This is a genomic window from Vreelandella nigrificans, assembly GCF_002374315.1.
Taxonomy (GTDB): domain Bacteria; phylum Pseudomonadota; class Gammaproteobacteria; order Pseudomonadales; family Halomonadaceae; genus Vreelandella; species Vreelandella nigrificans.
The window spans coordinates 15,600-32,868 of the sequence record NZ_NWUX01000006.1; the positions used below are offsets into that span (position 1 = coordinate 15,600).

Annotated in this window: 15 protein-coding genes; 7 read left to right on the forward strand and 8 right to left on the reverse strand. The window is 54.1% G+C overall.

What is annotated here, in order from left to right; all coding sequences use genetic code 11:
- Positions 1–712 precede the first annotated feature (712 nt).
- The 6 genes from pcnB to CPA45_RS09035 all read left to right on the forward strand — a co-directional run bounded on the left by pcnB (position 713) and on the right by CPA45_RS09035 (position 6,270).
- Positions 713–2,098, forward strand: coding sequence for a polynucleotide adenylyltransferase PcnB (gene pcnB, locus CPA45_RS09010; RefSeq protein ID WP_096651227.1), 1,386 nt, complete (start codon positions 713–715; stop codon positions 2,096–2,098).
- A gap of 8 nt (positions 2,099–2,106) precedes the next feature.
- On the forward strand, positions 2,107–2,631 hold the full coding sequence (folK, locus tag CPA45_RS09015) for a 2-amino-4-hydroxy-6-hydroxymethyldihydropteridine diphosphokinase (protein ID WP_096651228.1): 525 nt from the start codon (positions 2,107–2,109) through the stop codon (positions 2,629–2,631).
- Between the two features lie 136 nt (positions 2,632–2,767).
- Complete coding sequence (gene panB, locus CPA45_RS09020; protein WP_096651229.1) at positions 2,768–3,559, forward strand: 3-methyl-2-oxobutanoate hydroxymethyltransferase; 792 nt, start codon at positions 2,768–2,770, stop codon at positions 3,557–3,559.
- 45 nt (positions 3,560–3,604) lie between these two features.
- A complete protein-coding gene (gene panC, locus CPA45_RS09025; protein WP_096651230.1) occupies positions 3,605–4,474 on the forward strand; it encodes a pantoate--beta-alanine ligase in 870 nt (289 codons plus the stop codon).
- Between the two features lie 26 nt (positions 4,475–4,500).
- Positions 4,501–4,881, forward strand: a complete 381-nt coding sequence (gene panD, locus CPA45_RS09030) for an aspartate 1-decarboxylase (protein WP_096651231.1) — start codon at positions 4,501–4,503, stop codon at positions 4,879–4,881.
- A 210-nt stretch (positions 4,882–5,091) separates the two neighbouring features.
- Positions 5,092–6,270 carry an acetyl-CoA C-acetyltransferase gene (locus tag CPA45_RS09035; protein WP_096651232.1) on the forward strand — a complete coding sequence of 393 codons (1,179 nt, stop codon included), beginning with the start codon at positions 5,092–5,094 and terminating at the stop codon, positions 6,268–6,270.
- 200 nt (positions 6,271–6,470) lie between these two features.
- Here the strand turns inward: CPA45_RS09035 and CPA45_RS09040 are convergent, their stop codons facing one another.
- The 4 genes from CPA45_RS09040 to CPA45_RS09055 form a co-directional block, all read right to left on the reverse strand.
- Complete coding sequence (locus tag CPA45_RS09040) at positions 6,471–6,770, reverse strand: hypothetical protein (RefSeq protein WP_096651233.1); 300 nt, start codon at positions 6,768–6,770, stop codon at positions 6,471–6,473.
- Between the two features lie 266 nt (positions 6,771–7,036).
- Entirely contained in the window at positions 7,037–7,936 is a 900-nt protein-coding gene (locus CPA45_RS09045; protein ID WP_096651234.1) for an SMP-30/gluconolactonase/LRE family protein, read from the reverse strand.
- A 26-nt stretch (positions 7,937–7,962) separates the two neighbouring features.
- On the reverse strand, positions 7,963–9,369 hold the full coding sequence (locus CPA45_RS09050; RefSeq protein ID WP_096651235.1) for a sugar porter family MFS transporter: 1,407 nt from the start codon (positions 9,367–9,369) through the stop codon (positions 7,963–7,965).
- A gap of 62 nt (positions 9,370–9,431) precedes the next feature.
- Positions 9,432–10,202 (reverse strand): SDR family NAD(P)-dependent oxidoreductase, encoded by a 771-nt coding sequence (locus CPA45_RS09055; protein ID WP_096651236.1) that lies wholly within the window; start codon positions 10,200–10,202, stop codon positions 9,432–9,434.
- A 360-nt stretch (positions 10,203–10,562) separates the two neighbouring features.
- Here CPA45_RS09055 and CPA45_RS09060 point away from each other — a divergent pair, with 360 nt between their 5' ends.
- On the forward strand, positions 10,563–11,789 hold the full coding sequence (locus tag CPA45_RS09060; RefSeq protein ID WP_096651237.1) for an ROK family transcriptional regulator: 1,227 nt from the start codon (positions 10,563–10,565) through the stop codon (positions 11,787–11,789).
- A gap of 11 nt (positions 11,790–11,800) precedes the next feature.
- Here the strand turns inward: CPA45_RS09060 and CPA45_RS09065 are convergent, their stop codons facing one another.
- The 4 genes from CPA45_RS09065 to CPA45_RS09080 form a co-directional block, all read right to left on the reverse strand.
- Positions 11,801–13,546 carry an IlvD/Edd family dehydratase gene (locus CPA45_RS09065; RefSeq protein ID WP_096651238.1) on the reverse strand — a complete coding sequence of 582 codons (1,746 nt, stop codon included), beginning with the start codon at positions 13,544–13,546 and terminating at the stop codon, positions 11,801–11,803.
- A gap of 57 nt (positions 13,547–13,603) precedes the next feature.
- Positions 13,604–14,614, reverse strand: coding sequence for an L-arabinose ABC transporter permease AraH (gene araH, locus CPA45_RS09070; protein ID WP_096651239.1), 1,011 nt, complete (start codon positions 14,612–14,614; stop codon positions 13,604–13,606).
- Between the two features lie 117 nt (positions 14,615–14,731).
- Entirely contained in the window at positions 14,732–16,225 is a 1,494-nt protein-coding gene (araG, locus tag CPA45_RS09075; protein WP_096651240.1) for an L-arabinose ABC transporter ATP-binding protein AraG, read from the reverse strand.
- A 40-nt stretch (positions 16,226–16,265) separates the two neighbouring features.
- Positions 16,266–17,261, reverse strand: a complete 996-nt coding sequence (locus CPA45_RS09080) for an arabinose ABC transporter substrate-binding protein (protein WP_096651241.1) — start codon at positions 17,259–17,261, stop codon at positions 16,266–16,268.
- Positions 17,262–17,269 lie beyond the last annotated feature (8 nt).

Below are 17,269 nucleotides of genomic sequence, written 5' to 3' on the forward strand. Positions count from 1 at the left end.
CTGCCCTTGGTGACTTGGCATAGCTCAAAAACGCCAAGCTTATGAAATTCCTACCATATCCATTAGGTGGCACAGTGAGTGCAATATTACTGGGTAAGAAAAACAAACTGGGCAACGCGGTAAGTCGCCAACAAAAACAAAACATGACACCGCCCGACCTAAGCCATAACAAAAACAACAAGGCTAGGCAGAGATAACAGCACTAACAAGAACAACAGGCTTGAGTCTCATTACTTGCACGCGCTATGCAGACGTTATGCAGACGTTATGCAACATAAGCGCAGCAAACAATAACAACAGCTAGCAAGAGCCCAAATGGACGCGACGTACAACAAGTTTTTTGCATACCAACAAAAATAATAGCAGAGCGTTTGTACACCCCGGAGCCAACAACAACTCGCCGGGTAGAAAAAGTTCGCGGTTGGATTATTGTTTTGAATACGAGGCGGTCGGAATCAGACTGGTTTCACGCCTACCGACTGCGGTGCGTATTCAGGGCGATGTGCCATCATGAAGAAAAACAGCAGCATGGACGCTGATTGTCTACTTTATAGGGGAGGCTAACTTAGCCTCCCCTTTCCGCGTTTAGTGGCTTTTGCTTTTACTAAACCCACCATAGACGCTTTGCAAGTTTTAAGGGGTCGGCTACACTCAGCAGCTTGCCGCTAATTTATATGGTCACTTTTTATACCCTGCGAGTCGATATCGTCGCATGTTCAAAGGATTTACCCGTTTCTTACATAACCCGGGAGAGCAATTGAAATCCCTGCTCAATTCCCCAGTGGAAGCCTCAGAGGCTCTCAGTCCACGTATTATTCCGCGCTCCGAGCACCCTGTTTCTCGTCAGCAAATCAGCGATGCCGCTCTAAAAGTTCTTTATCGCCTGAACAGTGCCGGATTTGGCGCGTTCTTGGTAGGTGGCTGTATTCGTGATGCACTGCTGGGAAAAATGCCTAAAGATTTCGACGTGGCGACAAACGCTACGCCGGAGCAAGTGCGCGATTTATTTCGTAATTCACGCATGATTGGTCGGCGCTTTCGCATTGTGCACGTACGCTTTGGCCGCGAAGTGATTGAGGTCACTACTTTCCGTGGCAAGCCCCAAGACGAGCACGGCGATCATATCGCCCAGCAATCCGACGCGGGACTGCTTTTGCGTGACAACGTGTGGGGCAATATTGAAGAGGACGCCCTACGCCGCGACTTTACCGTCAATGCGCTGTACTACAACATTGCAGACTTCACCATTCACGACTTCGCGAATGGTGCGCGGGATATTAAGTCACGCACGCTACGTTTGATTGGTGACCCAGCCACACGTTACCGAGAAGACCCAGTGCGTATGCTAAGGGCCGTGCGTTTCGCTGCCAAGCTAGACTTCACCATCGATCCGGCTACCGAAGCCCCGATGTTTGACCTCGCACCGCTGTTATTGCAGATTCCGCCAGCACGTCTATTTGATGAGGTGCTTAAGCTATTCATGTCGGGGCATGGCTTGATCACTTTCCGCCTGCTCAGCCATTACAACCTATTTGGCATGCTTTTCCCCGAAGCGGAAGAAGCCATGGCAGACGCCGCCTGGGCCGAAGAGTTAATCGAGCTGGCACTGACGAATACCGATAAACGTATTGCTGAAGACCGCCCGGTTACCCCAGCTTTTTTGCTGGCTGCGTTTCTGTGGGCACCCGTAGCACACCGCCAGGCCGAGCTGGAGCGTGAAGGCATGCCCGCTATTCCTGCTCTGCAAACCGCTGCCCAGGAAGTAGTATCTCGTCAGCTTGAGCACACCTCGATCCCGAAGCGCTTCGGTATGCCCATGCGCGAAATCTGGGAACTGCAGACCCGCTTACCCATGCGCCGTGGCAAACGCGCTTTTCAGACCCGAGAGCACCCACGTTTCCGCGCCGCCTATGACTTGTTGCTACTGCGTGAGCAAGCCGGTGAACTACCGCGAGGCTTAGGGGATTGGTGGACAGCGTTTCAACAAGGCGACGAACACGAGCAGCGCCGCCTACTGCAAAAAGTCGGCAGCGACCCAGCGAGCCAAGGTGATCGGCGTCGCAAAAAACGCCGCAAACCGCGTAAAACAGATCCATGAGTGTCACGATGGAACTTGCCTACATTGGCCTAGGCAGCAACCTGGAAAACCCCATCGCGCAGGTTCAACACGCGCTTACTGAGCTGGGGCAACTGCCGCTTAGTCAATTAGTAGCATGCTCCTCACTCTATGCCACCCCCCCTGTAGGGCCCCAAGACCAGCCCGATTTTATTAATGCGGTCGCTGCTATTGAAACAGCGCTCTCGCCCCTGGCGCTGCTCGACCAACTACAGGCCTTAGAACAGTGCCATCGACGCCAGCGTTTACGCCACTGGGGCCCTCGCACGCTTGATTTAGACCTGCTCCTCTATGGGCAGCGGACAGTTGAGCACCCACGGCTACGAGTCCCTCATGCTCATATGCATGAGCGTGCCTTTGTATTGGTGCCACTATCAGAAGTGGCCGCAGGTCAGTCGCTCCCGCTGCACCAGCAGCCACTAGATCATTGGCTAGCTCATCTAGACCACTCCGCGATCAAACGCTTAAGCCACACTGAGCTACTAGCAGATGTCACCACCTCTGCTACCATCTGACACAAATCTCGACACCAAGCCCCCATTCAGGTAACAATTACCGGTTAAGCCACTTCACGCATGCAAGGATGCAGCGTTAATAATGGCCGGCTTCCTATGAGACGCATCGGCCCCACGTAGAAAATGAGAGCACGCCATGAAAACCGTCACCCTGAGCACTCTGCAGGCGTACAAACGCGCCGGCGAAACGTTCAGCTGCCTGACCGCTTATGATGCCTCCTTTGCCCATGCTGCCAGCGATGCAGGCATTGATGTCCTACTAGTGGGCGACTCCCTAGGCATGGTCCTGCAAGGGCACAACAGCACGCTACCCGTTACCATCGATGATATTTGCTATCACACCCGCTGTGCGGCACGGGGTAAAGGTCACAGCCTACTGATGGTTGACTTGCCGTTTATGAGCAATGCCACTACCGAACGCCTGCTGGAAGACTCTGCCGCCCTAATGCGCGCCGGTGCCGAGCTGGTCAAAGTAGAAGGTGAAGCATGGATGGCCGACGGCATCCGCGAGATGACCCGTCGCGGCGTTCCGGTATGTGCCCACTTGGGACTAACCCCGCAAACCGTCTATCAGTTAGGTGGCTATAAAGTACAGGGCCGTGAAGCTGCCCAGGCCGAGCAAATCATCAACGATGCCAAGGTACTGGTTGAGGCAGGTGCTTCGGTCATTCTACTTGAGTGCGTACCAGCAAGCTTAGGTAAAGCCGTTACCGAAGCCCTAGACGTGCCAGTGATTGGTATTGGCGCTGGCCCAGACACCGACGGCCAGATATTGGTAATGCACGATGTGCTGGGCGTTACCAACGGCCGCACACCGCGTTTCGTCAAAAACTTTATGGTCGACGCTGATAGCATTCAAAACGCTTTTCAGAACTACCATGAAGCGGTCAAGACCCGTGCCTTCCCAGCACCGGAACACTGCTTTTAAGTAGTGCCTTCGGCTTTTTTACAGCCTGTGAACGATACTTCTCTTATGCGCACTTTGCGAGATATCAACGACCTACGCAGCATCCTCCGCGAGCACCGTTTGGGTGGCCAACGGATTGCGTTGGTGCCCACAATGGGCAACCTACACAAAGGCCACTTAGCGCTCGTTTCTCGAGCCCGCCAGCATGCCGACATCGTAGTTGCTAGTCTGTTTGTGAACCCCATGCAGTTTGGTCCTGGTGAAGACCTGGACGCTTACCCGCGTACGTTTGAAGCGGACCACGCACAGCTAACTGATGTAGGCTGCGATATCTTGTTCGCTCCAACCGTTAGCGCGCTTTACCCTAATGGCCTGTCTGCTCAAACAACAGTGCATGTACCTGAGGTGGGAGAAGGCCTTTGCGGCGGATCACGACCTGGGCATTTCGATGGCGTGTCCACTGTGGTGAGCATGCTGTTCAATCTGGTGCAGCCTGACATTGCCTGCTTTGGCGAGAAGGATTACCAGCAGCTAGCGGTAATTCGTAAGCTGGTGAGTGACCTGCATATGCCCATTGAAATTATCGGCGTGCCTATTGTGCGGGCAGAGGATGGCCTTGCACTCTCTTCACGCAATGGCTACCTCAACAAGCAAGAGCGCGCTACGGCTCCGGCTCTCTATCGCACCCTTTGCACACTAAGGGATGCATTAGAGCGCGGCGAATGCGCCAAACAGGTACTACAACGTGGCAAAACGACGCTGTATGATGCTGGCTTTACGCCCGATTACCTTGAGCTACGTGATACTACCCTTGGCCCGGTGACTTCCGCAACGCGCCAAGCGGTAATCCTAGCCGCCGCGAAACTCGGCCCTGCTCGGCTTATCGACAACCTCAGCGTGCAGCTGCCAAATGCTGCTACTGACGCTAGCCGCTAGGCTAGCTTCGTTATCTAGGAGTTACCATGCAAACCATTATGCTCAAAGCCAAGCTGCATATGGCCCGCGTTACCCATGCGGTACTCAACTACGAAGGTTCCTGCGCTATCGACGGTGAGCTGCTCGATATGGCAGGCATTCGCGAAAATGAACAGATTCAGATTTATAACGTAGAAAACGGCGAGCGTTTTACTACTTACGCCATTCGTGGCGAAGAAGGCTCTCGCTTGATCTCTATTAATGGTGCGGCTGCGCATTTAGCTGCACCAGGGCACCGTATTATTATTTGCAGTTATGCTCACTACTCCGAAGCTGAACTTGATAATCACCAGCCTGCACTTGTGTACCTGCAGGAAGGTAACCACGTGAGCCATACCAGCAATGCGATTCCTGTGCAGCTAGCATAAGGCGTATGACCGAGCAAGTGCACTTGTTAACGGGCCTTTAATCGGCCCGTTTTTATTTGCCCGTAATTGCGTATTGCCGCAATGCACTCCCTTCCCCTATGCTGACAGTAAGTTTGACAAAACACGGCTGACAAAAATGGATGGGCAGCGATACTTATGCTGACCTATCGTCAATCGGACCGTTGCGTTACTTACCCAAGGAGTCATCGTATGCAAGACGTGGTTATCGTTGCGGCACGCCGCACCGCCGTAGGCAGTTTTGGTGGATCGCTTGCCGGCATTCCTGCCAGTGACTTAGGCGCACTGGTAATAAAAGACATCCTCGCGACTACAGGCGTTGCCCCCGAGCAGATTGACGAAGTACTGCTTGGCCAAGTGTTAACCGCCGGTGTCGGCCAAAACCCTGCTCGCCAAGCGGCAATTAAGGCAGGTCTTCCCGAATCCGTACCGGCAATGACGATTAATAAAGTGTGCGGCTCTGGCTTGAAAGCGCTGCACCTAGCCACTCAAGCTATCCGCTGCGGAGATGCTGAAATTATTTTGGCTGGCGGTCAGGAGAACATGTCAGCATCGCCCCATATTTTGCCTAATTCCCGTAATGGGCAGCGTATGGGTGACTGGAAAGCTATCGACTCAATGGTACATGACGGCCTATGGGATGCCTTTAACAACTACCATATGGGCATTACCGCAGAAAACTTGGCAGAAAAATACAGCATCACACGTGAAGCAATGGACGAATTTGCCGCTGCTTCCCAGCAAAAAGCTGCTACTGCGATTAAAGAGGGTAAGTTCAAAGGGCAAATCGTGCCTGTTGAAATTCCCCAGCGCAAAGGCGACCCCGTAGTATTTGATACCGATGAAAACCCGCGCGAAGTAACGGCTGAGAAACTCGGTGGCATGCGCCCTGCTTTTAAAAAAGATGGCACCGTTACCGCTGGTAACGCTTCATCCTTAAACGATGGCGCTGCCGTCGTTATGCTCTGCTCCGCTGAAAAAGCGAAAGAGCTAGGTCTGGAGCCACTGGCACGTATTGCCGCTTACGCTAACGCAGGCGTCGATCCTGCTATCATGGGCATTGGCCCAGCACCTGCAACCCGCCGCTGTTTGGAAAAAGCGGGCTGGAGCCTGGACGACCTAGACTTGGTTGAAGCTAACGAAGCATTCGCTGCGCAGGCACTTTCCGTGAACAAAGAACTTGGCTGGGATACCTCCAAAGTCAATGTTAACGGCGGTGCTATTGCCATTGGCCACCCTATTGGTGCTTCAGGCTGCCGAGTGCTGATCACTTTACTACATGAAATGATTGCCCGTGACGCTAAAAAAGGCCTCGCGACGCTGTGCATTGGCGGTGGCCAAGGGGTAGCGCTAGCTATTGAGCGTCCCTAACTATTGATCGTTGCTAGCAATTCATCGATTGCAATTTACGAATGTTCGATGAGGGTAATCGCTAACGATATGCTTCACGCAATGCGTCTGAAATATGCCACATTGAGTGGTGCTGCCCACAAAAATGCCCCGCTTTAGGCGGGGCATTTCTTAGCTCATCCATGAGCAGGGGTAGAAGTTAATCCTTTCGCAGTGTTGGATTACCAGCCGGATTCATCTTCCTCCTCTGTTTCCCACTCATCCTGCTCTTCTTCCTCCTCTTCATAAGTGAACTCTTGCTCTTCCTCTTCATATTCGGTAGTTACACCGTCATGAGTCGTACCATGCTCTTGCTCAGAGTCGAAAGAGTTAAAGGCGCCTTGCTCATCCTGCGTTGTTTCTTCTTGCGGAGTAGGCTCATACTCGTCGTTACCTTCCATGCCAGCAAATGCTAGCGGGCTGGCGATTAAACCGAAAGATACGCCTAGGATGCCAAGTTTCTTGAGAGCTTCCTTCTTCATGATCGTGCCTCCTGATATGGCTTCGCTTTCATTTCAATATTTAAAAACTGTGATTTCAAAACTGTGCTGATGGTAAGAGCGTCGTGTCTTCCTGACATTTCACTCTTATCAAAACTATTGCAGATGCCATACCAACCCATACCAAAAAAATAAAAACCATCAAAAAATACAACAACTTAAACAACGACAACTTGTGCCAACACTATTATCAAACGACATTTAATTAGTATTTTATTGTTTATTAATGACACATGAGCCCCGCTGCATCATGCCAGCGGGGCAGCATATGATGGCTCAACACACCCCAGCCTTCCCACTTCCATTTGCAGCAAGCTACCTGCCAGAGGCCAGCGCTCCTTGTCTGCTGCATCCAGGTGTTGCATAGCGGTAGTAATGTAGAGGGTATCCAGCTGTTTACCGCCAAACGCCACCATGGTGGGGTGCGGGCAAGGAACGGGGTAATTTCCCACTAGTTCTCCTTGCGGCGAAAAACGCACGACCCGCCCGCCATTGTAGAGCGCGCACCAGTAGTCGCCCTGGCGATCAACTGCAGCACCATCCGGCACACCAGGTAGGTCCAGCGCATCCAGGTCGACCCAGCAGTGCGGCTCCCCCTTTTCGCCGCTTGTCACATCATAGGGATAGCGTTGAATGGATCGGCTTAGCGAATCAGCGTGATAGAGCCAGCGGCCATCGGGGCTAAACGCCAGCCCATTTGAAATCGTTAGGTGTGGGATTTGCGGTTTAAGCTCACCTTCTCGATAGCAGTAGAGTGCGGCGGTTGGCTGTGACTCTTGAGCATCAATGGTACCAACCCAAAAGCGCCCAGCAGCGTCACAGCGGCCATCGTTAAAGCGGTTTCCCTGGCCTTCCTGCCACTCTGGATTAGCAGCAAGCCGTTCATACTGTCCGGTGAAAGGCAGCGGAATACGCACCACTCCCGACGCCAGGGCCGCGAGCAAGCCACCTTCGCATAGCGCGATACAGCCCACTTTTTCACCTAACTCCATTTGAGTGAGGCCTGTCGACTGAGAAGTTTGCCAGGCATAGATAACTCCCGCGTTTATATCCACCCAATAAAGCGTTTGCCGCTCAACTGACCATAACGGGCTTTCCCCCAGGCTCATATTGAGCGCCTGAGCTACTTCTACACGTTGTTGCGTCATTGTGGTGTCCTTCTTGGCAGTGTTGTTTACTCGTAGGCCATCGCTTCAAGCTCTTTACCGCGAGTCTCTTTGACGAAGTAGATAACAAAGAAGACCGAAGCAATGGCGCTGATGGCATAAAAACCATAGGCACCGAACAGCCCGATGGATGCCAGCATAATCGGGAAGGTCATGGTGATACCGAAGTTGGCCAGCCACTGGAAAAGACCAGCAATTGCAAGCCCCGAGCCACGCATCTGATTGGGGAACATCTCTCCCAGCATGACCCACATCACCGGCCCCCAAGAGGCATTAAAAAACAGCACATAAAGGTTGGCACACAGCAGTGCAAACACCCCCATGTCATCGGTTAAGCGTAGGCTGCCATCTACCATCGCTGCGGTAGAGAAGGCGTAGGAGAGGCACGCTAAAGTCGCCGCCATGCCTACCGACCCTACCCAGAGCAGCGGCTTGCGGCCAATTTTGTCGATCAGCGCAATGGCGAGCAGGCAGGCACCAATACTCACTGCACCGGAGATCACATTGATGAGTAGCGCATCGCCTTCGGAGAAACCCACCGACTGCCACAGCACCGCGCCATAATAGAACACCACGTTAATGCCCACCAACTGCTGGAAGACCGCCAAACCAATCCCTACCCAAACGATGCCATGTAGCTTGCCAGTGGTACGGTTAACCACATCGCTTAAGCGCGGCTTGTGATCTTGATCCAGCGTGGCGTTAATTTCATCAATTTTGCTACTGACATCCCGTTCTGGCATCACTAATCCAAGCACACGGCGGGCTTCGCTCTGTTTGCCAGTGCTAATCAGATAACGAGGGCTTTCAGGGATAAACAGTAACGCTAACAAGAAGATAGAAGCAGGTATCAATTCAATCCAGAACATCCAGCGCCAAGTCGCAAAACCAAACCACAGCTCAGACATTGCGGAACCGGATACATACGCCAACACGTAGTTGCTCAAGAAAGCCATAAACAGACCCGAGATAATGGCCACCTGTTGAATGGTAGCCAAGCGGCCACGGTAAGCAGCAGGCGCGACTTCGCTGATATAGGCCGGAGTCATCACACTGGCAGCACCTACGGCAAGCCCGCCAAGAATTCGATATACCACAAACTCCATTGAACTGCCGGCTACGCCCGACCCCCAGGCGCTAATCAGAAAGAACACCGCCGCTACGATCAGCAGCGTGCGACGACCAAAGCGATCTGCCAAGCGGCCAGCAAAGAAAGCCCCAACTGCGCAGCCCAGCAACATTGACGCGACATTGAAGCCAGTGCCTGCACTATCAGAGTTAAAAGAGGTTTGTAGACCATCCACCGTGCCATTGATCACGCCACTGTCGAAGCCAAACAGGAAACCGCCGATGGCGGCAATACAGCAGATCACCAAAATATAGGATGAGCGGCTTAGCGTTTTTTGGGGTGTCATTGTTTAGCTCCTCGGAGTTGTTATTGAGCATTTCGAGCATTTTCTTTCGATCTAATTTGCGACTACGCCCAGCCGGCATCCACCGCCAACTCCTGGGCAGTGATGGCCTGGCTTTCGGCACTGGCTAAAAACAGTACAACAGGCGCGACATGCTGGGGCTCAAGGCGCATCTTGAGACACTGGCGCTGTTGAATGGCGACTTCGTCCTCAGGGCTAATCCACTTTTCAAGCTGGCGTTCGGTTATCACCGAGCCGGGCACCAGGGTATTAACGCGAATATTGTGTTCGCCTAGCTCTCGGGCCAGGCTGCGGGTCAGGCCGTGGGCCGCCGCTTTTGCGGTGACATAAGCGGGTAACCCACCCAGCGCCATCTGCACGCTGACCGATCCAAAATTAATGATCGAGCCCCCACCTGCTTTAACCATCTGTTCCGCCGCCGCCTGGGCGGCAAAAAACATCGGGCGCAGGTTTAGCGACATACGCTCATCCCAATAGGCAACATCCACATCCCTCCAAGAGTGGCGGTCATCATTGGCGGCATTATTCACCAGTGCATAAATCGGCCCGATATTCTGACCAGTCTCGGAGATAACTTGCTGTAGACTTGCCACATCGCGAATATCGCAGTGGTGATAGCGCGGCGCCTCGCCAGTTTCGGCGCGTAGCTCCTCGACCAGCGCCTCACTGGCATCATCGTTAATATCGACAAACACCACCCGTGCGCCCTGAAGGTGAAAGGCGCGGGTAAGCGACGCGCCAATGCCGCTACCGCCGCCGGTAATAAAAACAACCCTTTGTTCAAGGCCGGTATAGTGTGCTGAGTCCTGCTTCATATCGTTTTCCACCTCCCTCTTCTAGCGTGTTTAATCTGTTTAAGTGTATTTGATCGATATTCTCCCACTGGCCACCCTCGGTACTGGTGTAGCAAGCGGATTGGCACTTATGCCGTTTTAATACGCATGAATTTGCACGACGAAATTGCAATAGAGTTGGGTGAAGGGCTCAGATGATGTCTGTTGTTATTGTCTTGGGGCTAATCAGCATCGATTGCGTTAAGGAACGCTTGAATTACTTTAGGACCTAAAATAAATATCTGCATATGCAACTTAGGTCGTATTTTGACAAACACGCTCACGCGCCAGGATGAGGGCACAAAGCAATTTTTTCTCATCACAAACCGTAACGGCGATCCTATGGCGCTTCCATTGACTGATACCACCCGCCTCGACAATACCCTGGCGGTGATTCGCACTCTGCGTGAACAGGGGCCGGTGGCACGCATCGATCTAGGCGCACTCAATGGCATTAGCCCTGCTACCGTGACTTCTATTAGTGCGGAGTTACTTCAACAGGGCTTGATTACTGAGCGGCCGCCCGAAACACTCCGTCCCAGCGGTAGAGGCCGACCAAAAACCTTGATTGAACTCTCCCCCACTGCTGCCTGCGTGGTATGCGTCAAACTATCCATTAATGAGATTCAGCTGGTAGTGGGCGATTTCGCGGGCCAAATTCGCCATAGTGAATACCACACAGTGCCTACCTTAACGTTGAGTGCCAACGCTCTGGAAAGATTGCTGGAAGAGAAAATCAGCGCTGTTTGTGCGCAACAACTACAAAGTTTTCAACGCTTAGCAGGTATCTGCCTAGCAGTACAAGGGGTGGTGTCGTCGCATAGCGGTACAATTATCTGGTCACCTGCTTTAGGCTTGCGTAACGTGCCAATATCCGCTTGTTTAGCAGAACGTTTTCACTGCAGTGTACTGCTGGAGAACGATGCCAACTGCATTGCCAACCTACTAACGGCGCAACCCGCCTATGCGGATTGCCCCAATTTGGTGGTCATTATGCTGGGCTATGGCATCGGTATGTCAGTGCTAATTAACGGCGAGCCATTTGTTGGTGCCAATGGCTCAGCAGCAGAGTTTGGGCATAGCAAATACCTTCCGAATGGTGCCCTATGTGCTTGTGGTCGCCGGGGTTGTATCGAGGCTTACGCTAGCGATTACGCTCTTTATCGAGCCGCAGTCAACCATTTAGAGCTGCCGCCTGGCGATAGCGCCCACCCTTCAGAGCAGCAAATGCAGGCGCTGACGCAGCTTGCCCAACAGGGCAATCCAGAAGCCCAGCGCATCTATTCCGAAGCTGGCCAGGCACTCGGCTATGGTATCGCCAACGTATTGGCACTGTTCAACCCCGATTTAGTGATTATTACCGGCTCAGGAGTACGCGGCTTTGACGCCATGAAGGCCGCTATGCATAGCGCCATTGATGAAGCGCTGGTAACCGAGCTGATAGGTAATACACGCATCGAAAGCTACGCCTGGGATCGCGATATGACCTGCATGGGTGGCATCGCAATGGCGCTACACGCCACCGATGCCCAAACGCTTTTAGATAGTCAAACCGCTAGGGAAGCCTAAAGCGCAAAAACTCAATGCGAATGACGCGGCACATCAGCCCCCCGGCAGCCGACCAGGAAGTCAAAATCACAGCCTTCGTCAGCCTGTAGCACACGTTCGATATAGAGCTGACGGTAGCCACCCTGGCTAGCGATGAGCGTCGCAGCCGCGGAGGGGTCACTTTCGGCAAGCCGTGATGCGAGTTCTTCATCGCTGATATCGAGATGCAACCGGCCGCTTTCGCAGTCAAGCTCAATCCAGTCGCCGTTGCGTACCGCCGCTAGTGGGCCACCCGCGGCGGCCTCGGGCGCTACGTGTAGTACCACGGTGCCGTAGGCCGTGCCGCTCATGCGGGCATCAGAAATACGCACCATATCGGTAATCCCCTGGGCGAGGATTTTGGGCGGCAACCCCATATTGCCCACCTCCGCCATGCCGTGATACCCCCGCGGCCCGCAGTGTTTCATGACCAGAATGTCGCTAGCTTCAACGTCCAAGTCCGGGTCGTTAATGCGCGCTTTGTAGTCGTCAAAATCCTCAAACACCACGGCACGCCCCCGGTGCTGCATCAGTTCCGCCGTTGCTGCTGAGGGTTTTAGCACCGCGCCGTTAGGGGCTAAGTTGCCGCGCACTACGCAGATGCCACCATCCGCCGTAAGGGGTTGATCCAGCGGACGAATCACTTCCTCGTTGTAAAGTGGCGCATCTTGAACGTTCTCCCATAGGGTTTTGCCGTTGACGGTGAGCGCGTTTTTAAAGGGCAACCGATCGGCCTCACCCAGGCGTTTGAGCACTGCAGGTAGGCCACCAGCGTAGTAGAACTCCTCCATCAGAAAACGCCCCGAGGGCTGTAGATCGACCACCGTGGGAGTGCCACGCCCTACCCGGCTCCAGTCATCCAGGGTGAGATCGACGCCGATGCGCCCGGCAATCGCCTTGAGATGAATCACCGCATTAGTCGAGCCGCCGATAGCAGCGTTAGTGCGAATGGCATTATCGAAGGCTTCCTTAGTAAGGATTTTGGACAGACGCAGGTCCTCGTTGACCATTTCGACAATCCGGTTGCCCGAGAGGTGGGCAAGCACGTAGCGGCGAGAGTCCACCGCAGGGATGGCGGCATTGTGAGGTAGCGAGGTGCCCAGCGCTTCGGCCATACAGGCCATGGTAGAGGCGGTGCCCATAGTGTTGCAGGTACCGGCGGAGCGGGACATACCGGCCTCAGCAGCCATAAAGTCGTGAAGTGAAATTTCACCCGCCTTGACCTGCTCGGAGAGCTGCCATACCGCGGTGCCGGAACCGATATCCTTACCTTTATGCTTACCGTTGAGCATTGGCCCTCCGGACACCACGATAGTGGGGATATCGCAGCTCGCCGCGCCCATCAGCAGCGCGGGGGTAGTTTTATCACAGCCCACCAGCAGCACTACTGCATCAATCGGGTTACCGCGAATGGCTTCTTCCACATCCATACTGGCTAAATTGCGCGTAAACATTGCCGTAGGCCGCAGGTTGGATTCACCGTTAGAGAAGACCGGAAACTCCACTGGGTAGCCGCCCGCCTCCAACACGCCCTTCTTAACGTGTTCTGCCAACTTACGAAAATGCGCGTTGCAGGGGGTTAATTCCGACCATGTATTGCAAATACCGATAATCGGCTTGCCCTGAAATTCATGGTCGGGAATCCCCTGATTTTTCATCCAACTACGGTACATAAAGCCGTTTTTATCGGTAGTGCCAAACCATTGGGCAGAACGTAAAGGGCGCTGGCGATCAGACATAGGAAGACTCCGTACAAACCAAGAAATTAATGAAAAGAGAAAAGAGAGGCATGGGCCTCAGGCCCGCTGACGGCGGTTCTGTTTCCAGCGATCAAACATCACCGCCAGCAGCAGAATCGCGCCACGCACCAAGTATTGGTAAAAGGTCGGAACGTTGAGCAGGCCCATGGCGTTCTGTACACAACCCATGATCAGCACCCCAACCAAGACGCCGGTTATCGTGGCAACACCGCCAGACAACGCCACACCGCCCAGCACACAGGCGGAGATAACCGCCAGCTCCAAGCCCATGGAGGTGTTGGGATCACCTAATCCCATACGTGACGCCAGCAGCACACCAACCACACCCGCGACGACTCCCTGTAGGCCGAAGACAATCACTTTAAGGCGCTGGACATTAACCCCTGCCAGCGCAGCGGCTTCCGAGTTTCCTCCCGTGGCCAGCACGTTGCGGCCAAAGGCAGTCATATTGAGCACCACGCCGAAGATCACAAAGCAGGCCAGCATGGTCCATACCGGCAGGGTTAGACCAAGAAACGAGGCGCTGCCCAGATCAAAGAAGCCTGGCACGGTAATCATCACCGCGTCGCCACCGGAGGTGATGTAGGCGAGCCCACGCACAAACTCCATGGCGGCCAGGGTCGCAATTAGTGAGTTAATACCGAACTTGGCAATCACCAAGCCGTTAAATACCCCCACCGCGCCACCGGCCAAGACGCCTCCCATCACGCCGATAAATACACTCCCAGAGGTAGAGGTCACCACGGCAGCCACCACCCCGGCAAAAGCCACCGTAGACGCTACTGAGAGATCAACCTCGCCTAGCGCCAGCACCAGCATCATGGTGGTTGCCAAGCTGCCGATCAGGGTGATCGATAGCAGTAGCCCAACCATATTGCGGCCGGTCAGAAAGCCGGGGATAAATACCGCTAGTGCCACAAACAGCAGTAAGAAAATCGCGATCAGACCTGATGTATCCAGTAGCGTGCGTAGTGGCTTGATAAGCCCCTGGCGCCCCGCCGGGCGGGCAGGCAATGTCTTGCCTTGGGCTGCATTGTTAGTTGTCATAATGGTTGTCCTGAGCTTTTTCTTTAAGAGCTTGTTCTTTAAGAGCTTGTTCTTTAAGAGCTTGTTTCTTTTAAGAGCGCGTTCTTTTACGTGAGGGAGTCCTGAGAAAATGCCCAATTAGGCGGGAAGTGCTAGCCCCAGCAGGCGCTCCGGGGTGGCAGATTCCCGTGGTACGACCTCCACCAGCGCCCCATCACGCATTACCGCGATGCGGTCACAAATGGAGCTGACTTCGGCAAGGTCGCTGGAGATCACCACCACGCTTTTACCCTGCTCAGCCAAATCGTAGAGCAGCGCGTAAATATCCCGCCGCGCCCCTACGTCAATGCCTCGGGTCGGCTCATCCATTACGAACAGATCAATCTCTTCAGAGAGCCAGCGGGCCAGGATCACCTTCTGCTGATTACCCCCAGAGAGCTTGCCGATGGGTGCCCGGGGGCCCGGCGTTTTAACGCTGAGCTGCTGGATATAGGCTTCTGCATTGCGCCGCTCCCGGCCAGGATGGCGGAATACACCCCAGCGTTTGAAAAAGCGTCGACAGCTGATATTGAGGTTATCGGCCACGCTGGCGACGGGAAAAATCCCTTGGGATTTGCGATCCTCCGGGCACATGGCAATCCCCGCGCGGATGGCTTCACCGGGGCTCTTAAAGCGCCGCGATTCGCCGTTGAAGGTCACATTGCCCGCTTTGGGTGACTCAACACCGCAAACCAAACGCAGCAGCTCGCTGCGCCCGGCGCCGACCAAACCAAATAACCCAAACACTTCACCGCGTTTGACGGAAAAACTGACCGGTGCTTTTAGCCCACGCCCCTGAATGCCCTCCACGTTCAAGACAACATCGCCCTGCTCACGGGGGCGATAGCCGTACACATCGTCAATATCGCGACCGACCATTTCGCTAACCAGTAGATCGTGATTTAGCGCCGACATATCCTCATGGGTACGGATATGTTTGCCATCGCGAAAAATCGTCACCGCATCACACATCTCAAATACTTCTTCCATGCGATGGGTGACATAGAGCACCACCCGGCCTTCATCACGCAGCCGTTTGACAATACGCTTAAGCTGGCGAATTTCCTGAATAGAGAGGCTGCTGGTGGGTTCATCAAAGGCAATGACCTTGGCGTCGCGTAGCAGCGCTCGACCAATTTCGATCATCTGCTGCTGGCCAATGGAAAGCTCGCGCACCTTGGTGGAGGGGTGAATCGCTCCCTCTCCTAGGTCGGCTAGGATCGCCAACGCTTTCTCGCGCAGCTTACGACGGTTAATAAATCCACTCCGTGTCGGCAGCTGACCGAGCAGCAGGTTCTCAGCCACCGACATATTGGGCGAGAGTGTCAGCTCCTGGTAAATGATGGCCACCCCTTCACGCAGCGCTTCGCGAGCATTACTAAACACATGGCGCTGACCATTGATCCAGAGCGCCCCTTCAGCAACGCGATTGACGCCACTAAGTACTTTGAGGAGGGTAGATTTACCCGCCCCATTCTCGCCCATTAAGGCATGCACCTGACCGGCGTGAGCAGAGAAACTCACCCCATCCAGCGCGCGCACGCCGGGGAAGACAACGCTAATCGCGTCGAAACGTAGATATGGATCAGACATGATTGAAAACCTCCGGCAGACAGCCCTTCACAGTTGGCCGTTACAAGCCAAGCGCTTCACGCACATCTTCCCAGTTGTCACGTGTCATTAACGTGCCGGAGGTCTCGGTATTCGCCGCTGGCTCTTGATTTTCAGCAATCCAGTGGTAGAGGTCTTCGGCTGTCTGACGGCCATGCATGGTGGAGCTAACCGCCACGGTGCCGTGAAAGCCTGTGGGATTATTGCGGGAGAACTCAGCAAAGGCAGCGCCCGAGCCATTAATCCCGACGCCGATCACATTTTCTGCTGCTAGACCGTACTGCTCAGTTGCTCTAACGCCGCCGAGGACGCTCTCCTCATTCAGGGCATAGATAATCCAGTGCTCATACTCCCCACGCTGGGAAAGGACAGGTGATGCGGCTGAAAAGGCCCCGCTGGTATCGGTGCTCTGTTGGGGAGCATCAAAAATATTAGCTTCCGGAAATCCTGACGCTAGCAGTGCTTGGGTGGCGCCATCCGTACGCTCTACCGCGGTAGGTAGCTCGTTGTTGGTAATACGCAGTGCGGCGACTTCCTCAGGGTTCCAGCCACGCGCTTCCATTTCGGCGGCAATCGCCTCACCGACCTGCTGACCGATTTTGGTTCCCGACATGCCCAGGTGTGGCACGCCCTCCATCGGCTCGCCACTGGAAGTCACAAACTGATCATCCACAGTGATCACCTTCATACCGTACTGCTCGGCACGGTTCATGATGGCAGGCCCAAGGCGCACATCCGGCGGACAAATCACAAACCCTTGGGCCCCTTGGGCGTAGAGGTTATCAATGGCACTAAGCACTTCCTGACCGTCCTTGCCGCTCAGGCGCACAACGTCAAAGCCAAGCTCTTCACCACGCTCGGTGGCCGCTCGCTGCTCGTTAATGAACCAAGCCTGCTCGGGTTGCTTAACGATAAAGCCAATTTTCACACCGTCTTCCTGCGCCTGCACTGGGCCCAAAGAAGCCAGCATAATGGCGCTGCCTAGCGCTAAACGGGTAAACACTGTCGTCAATCTCATTGTTATAC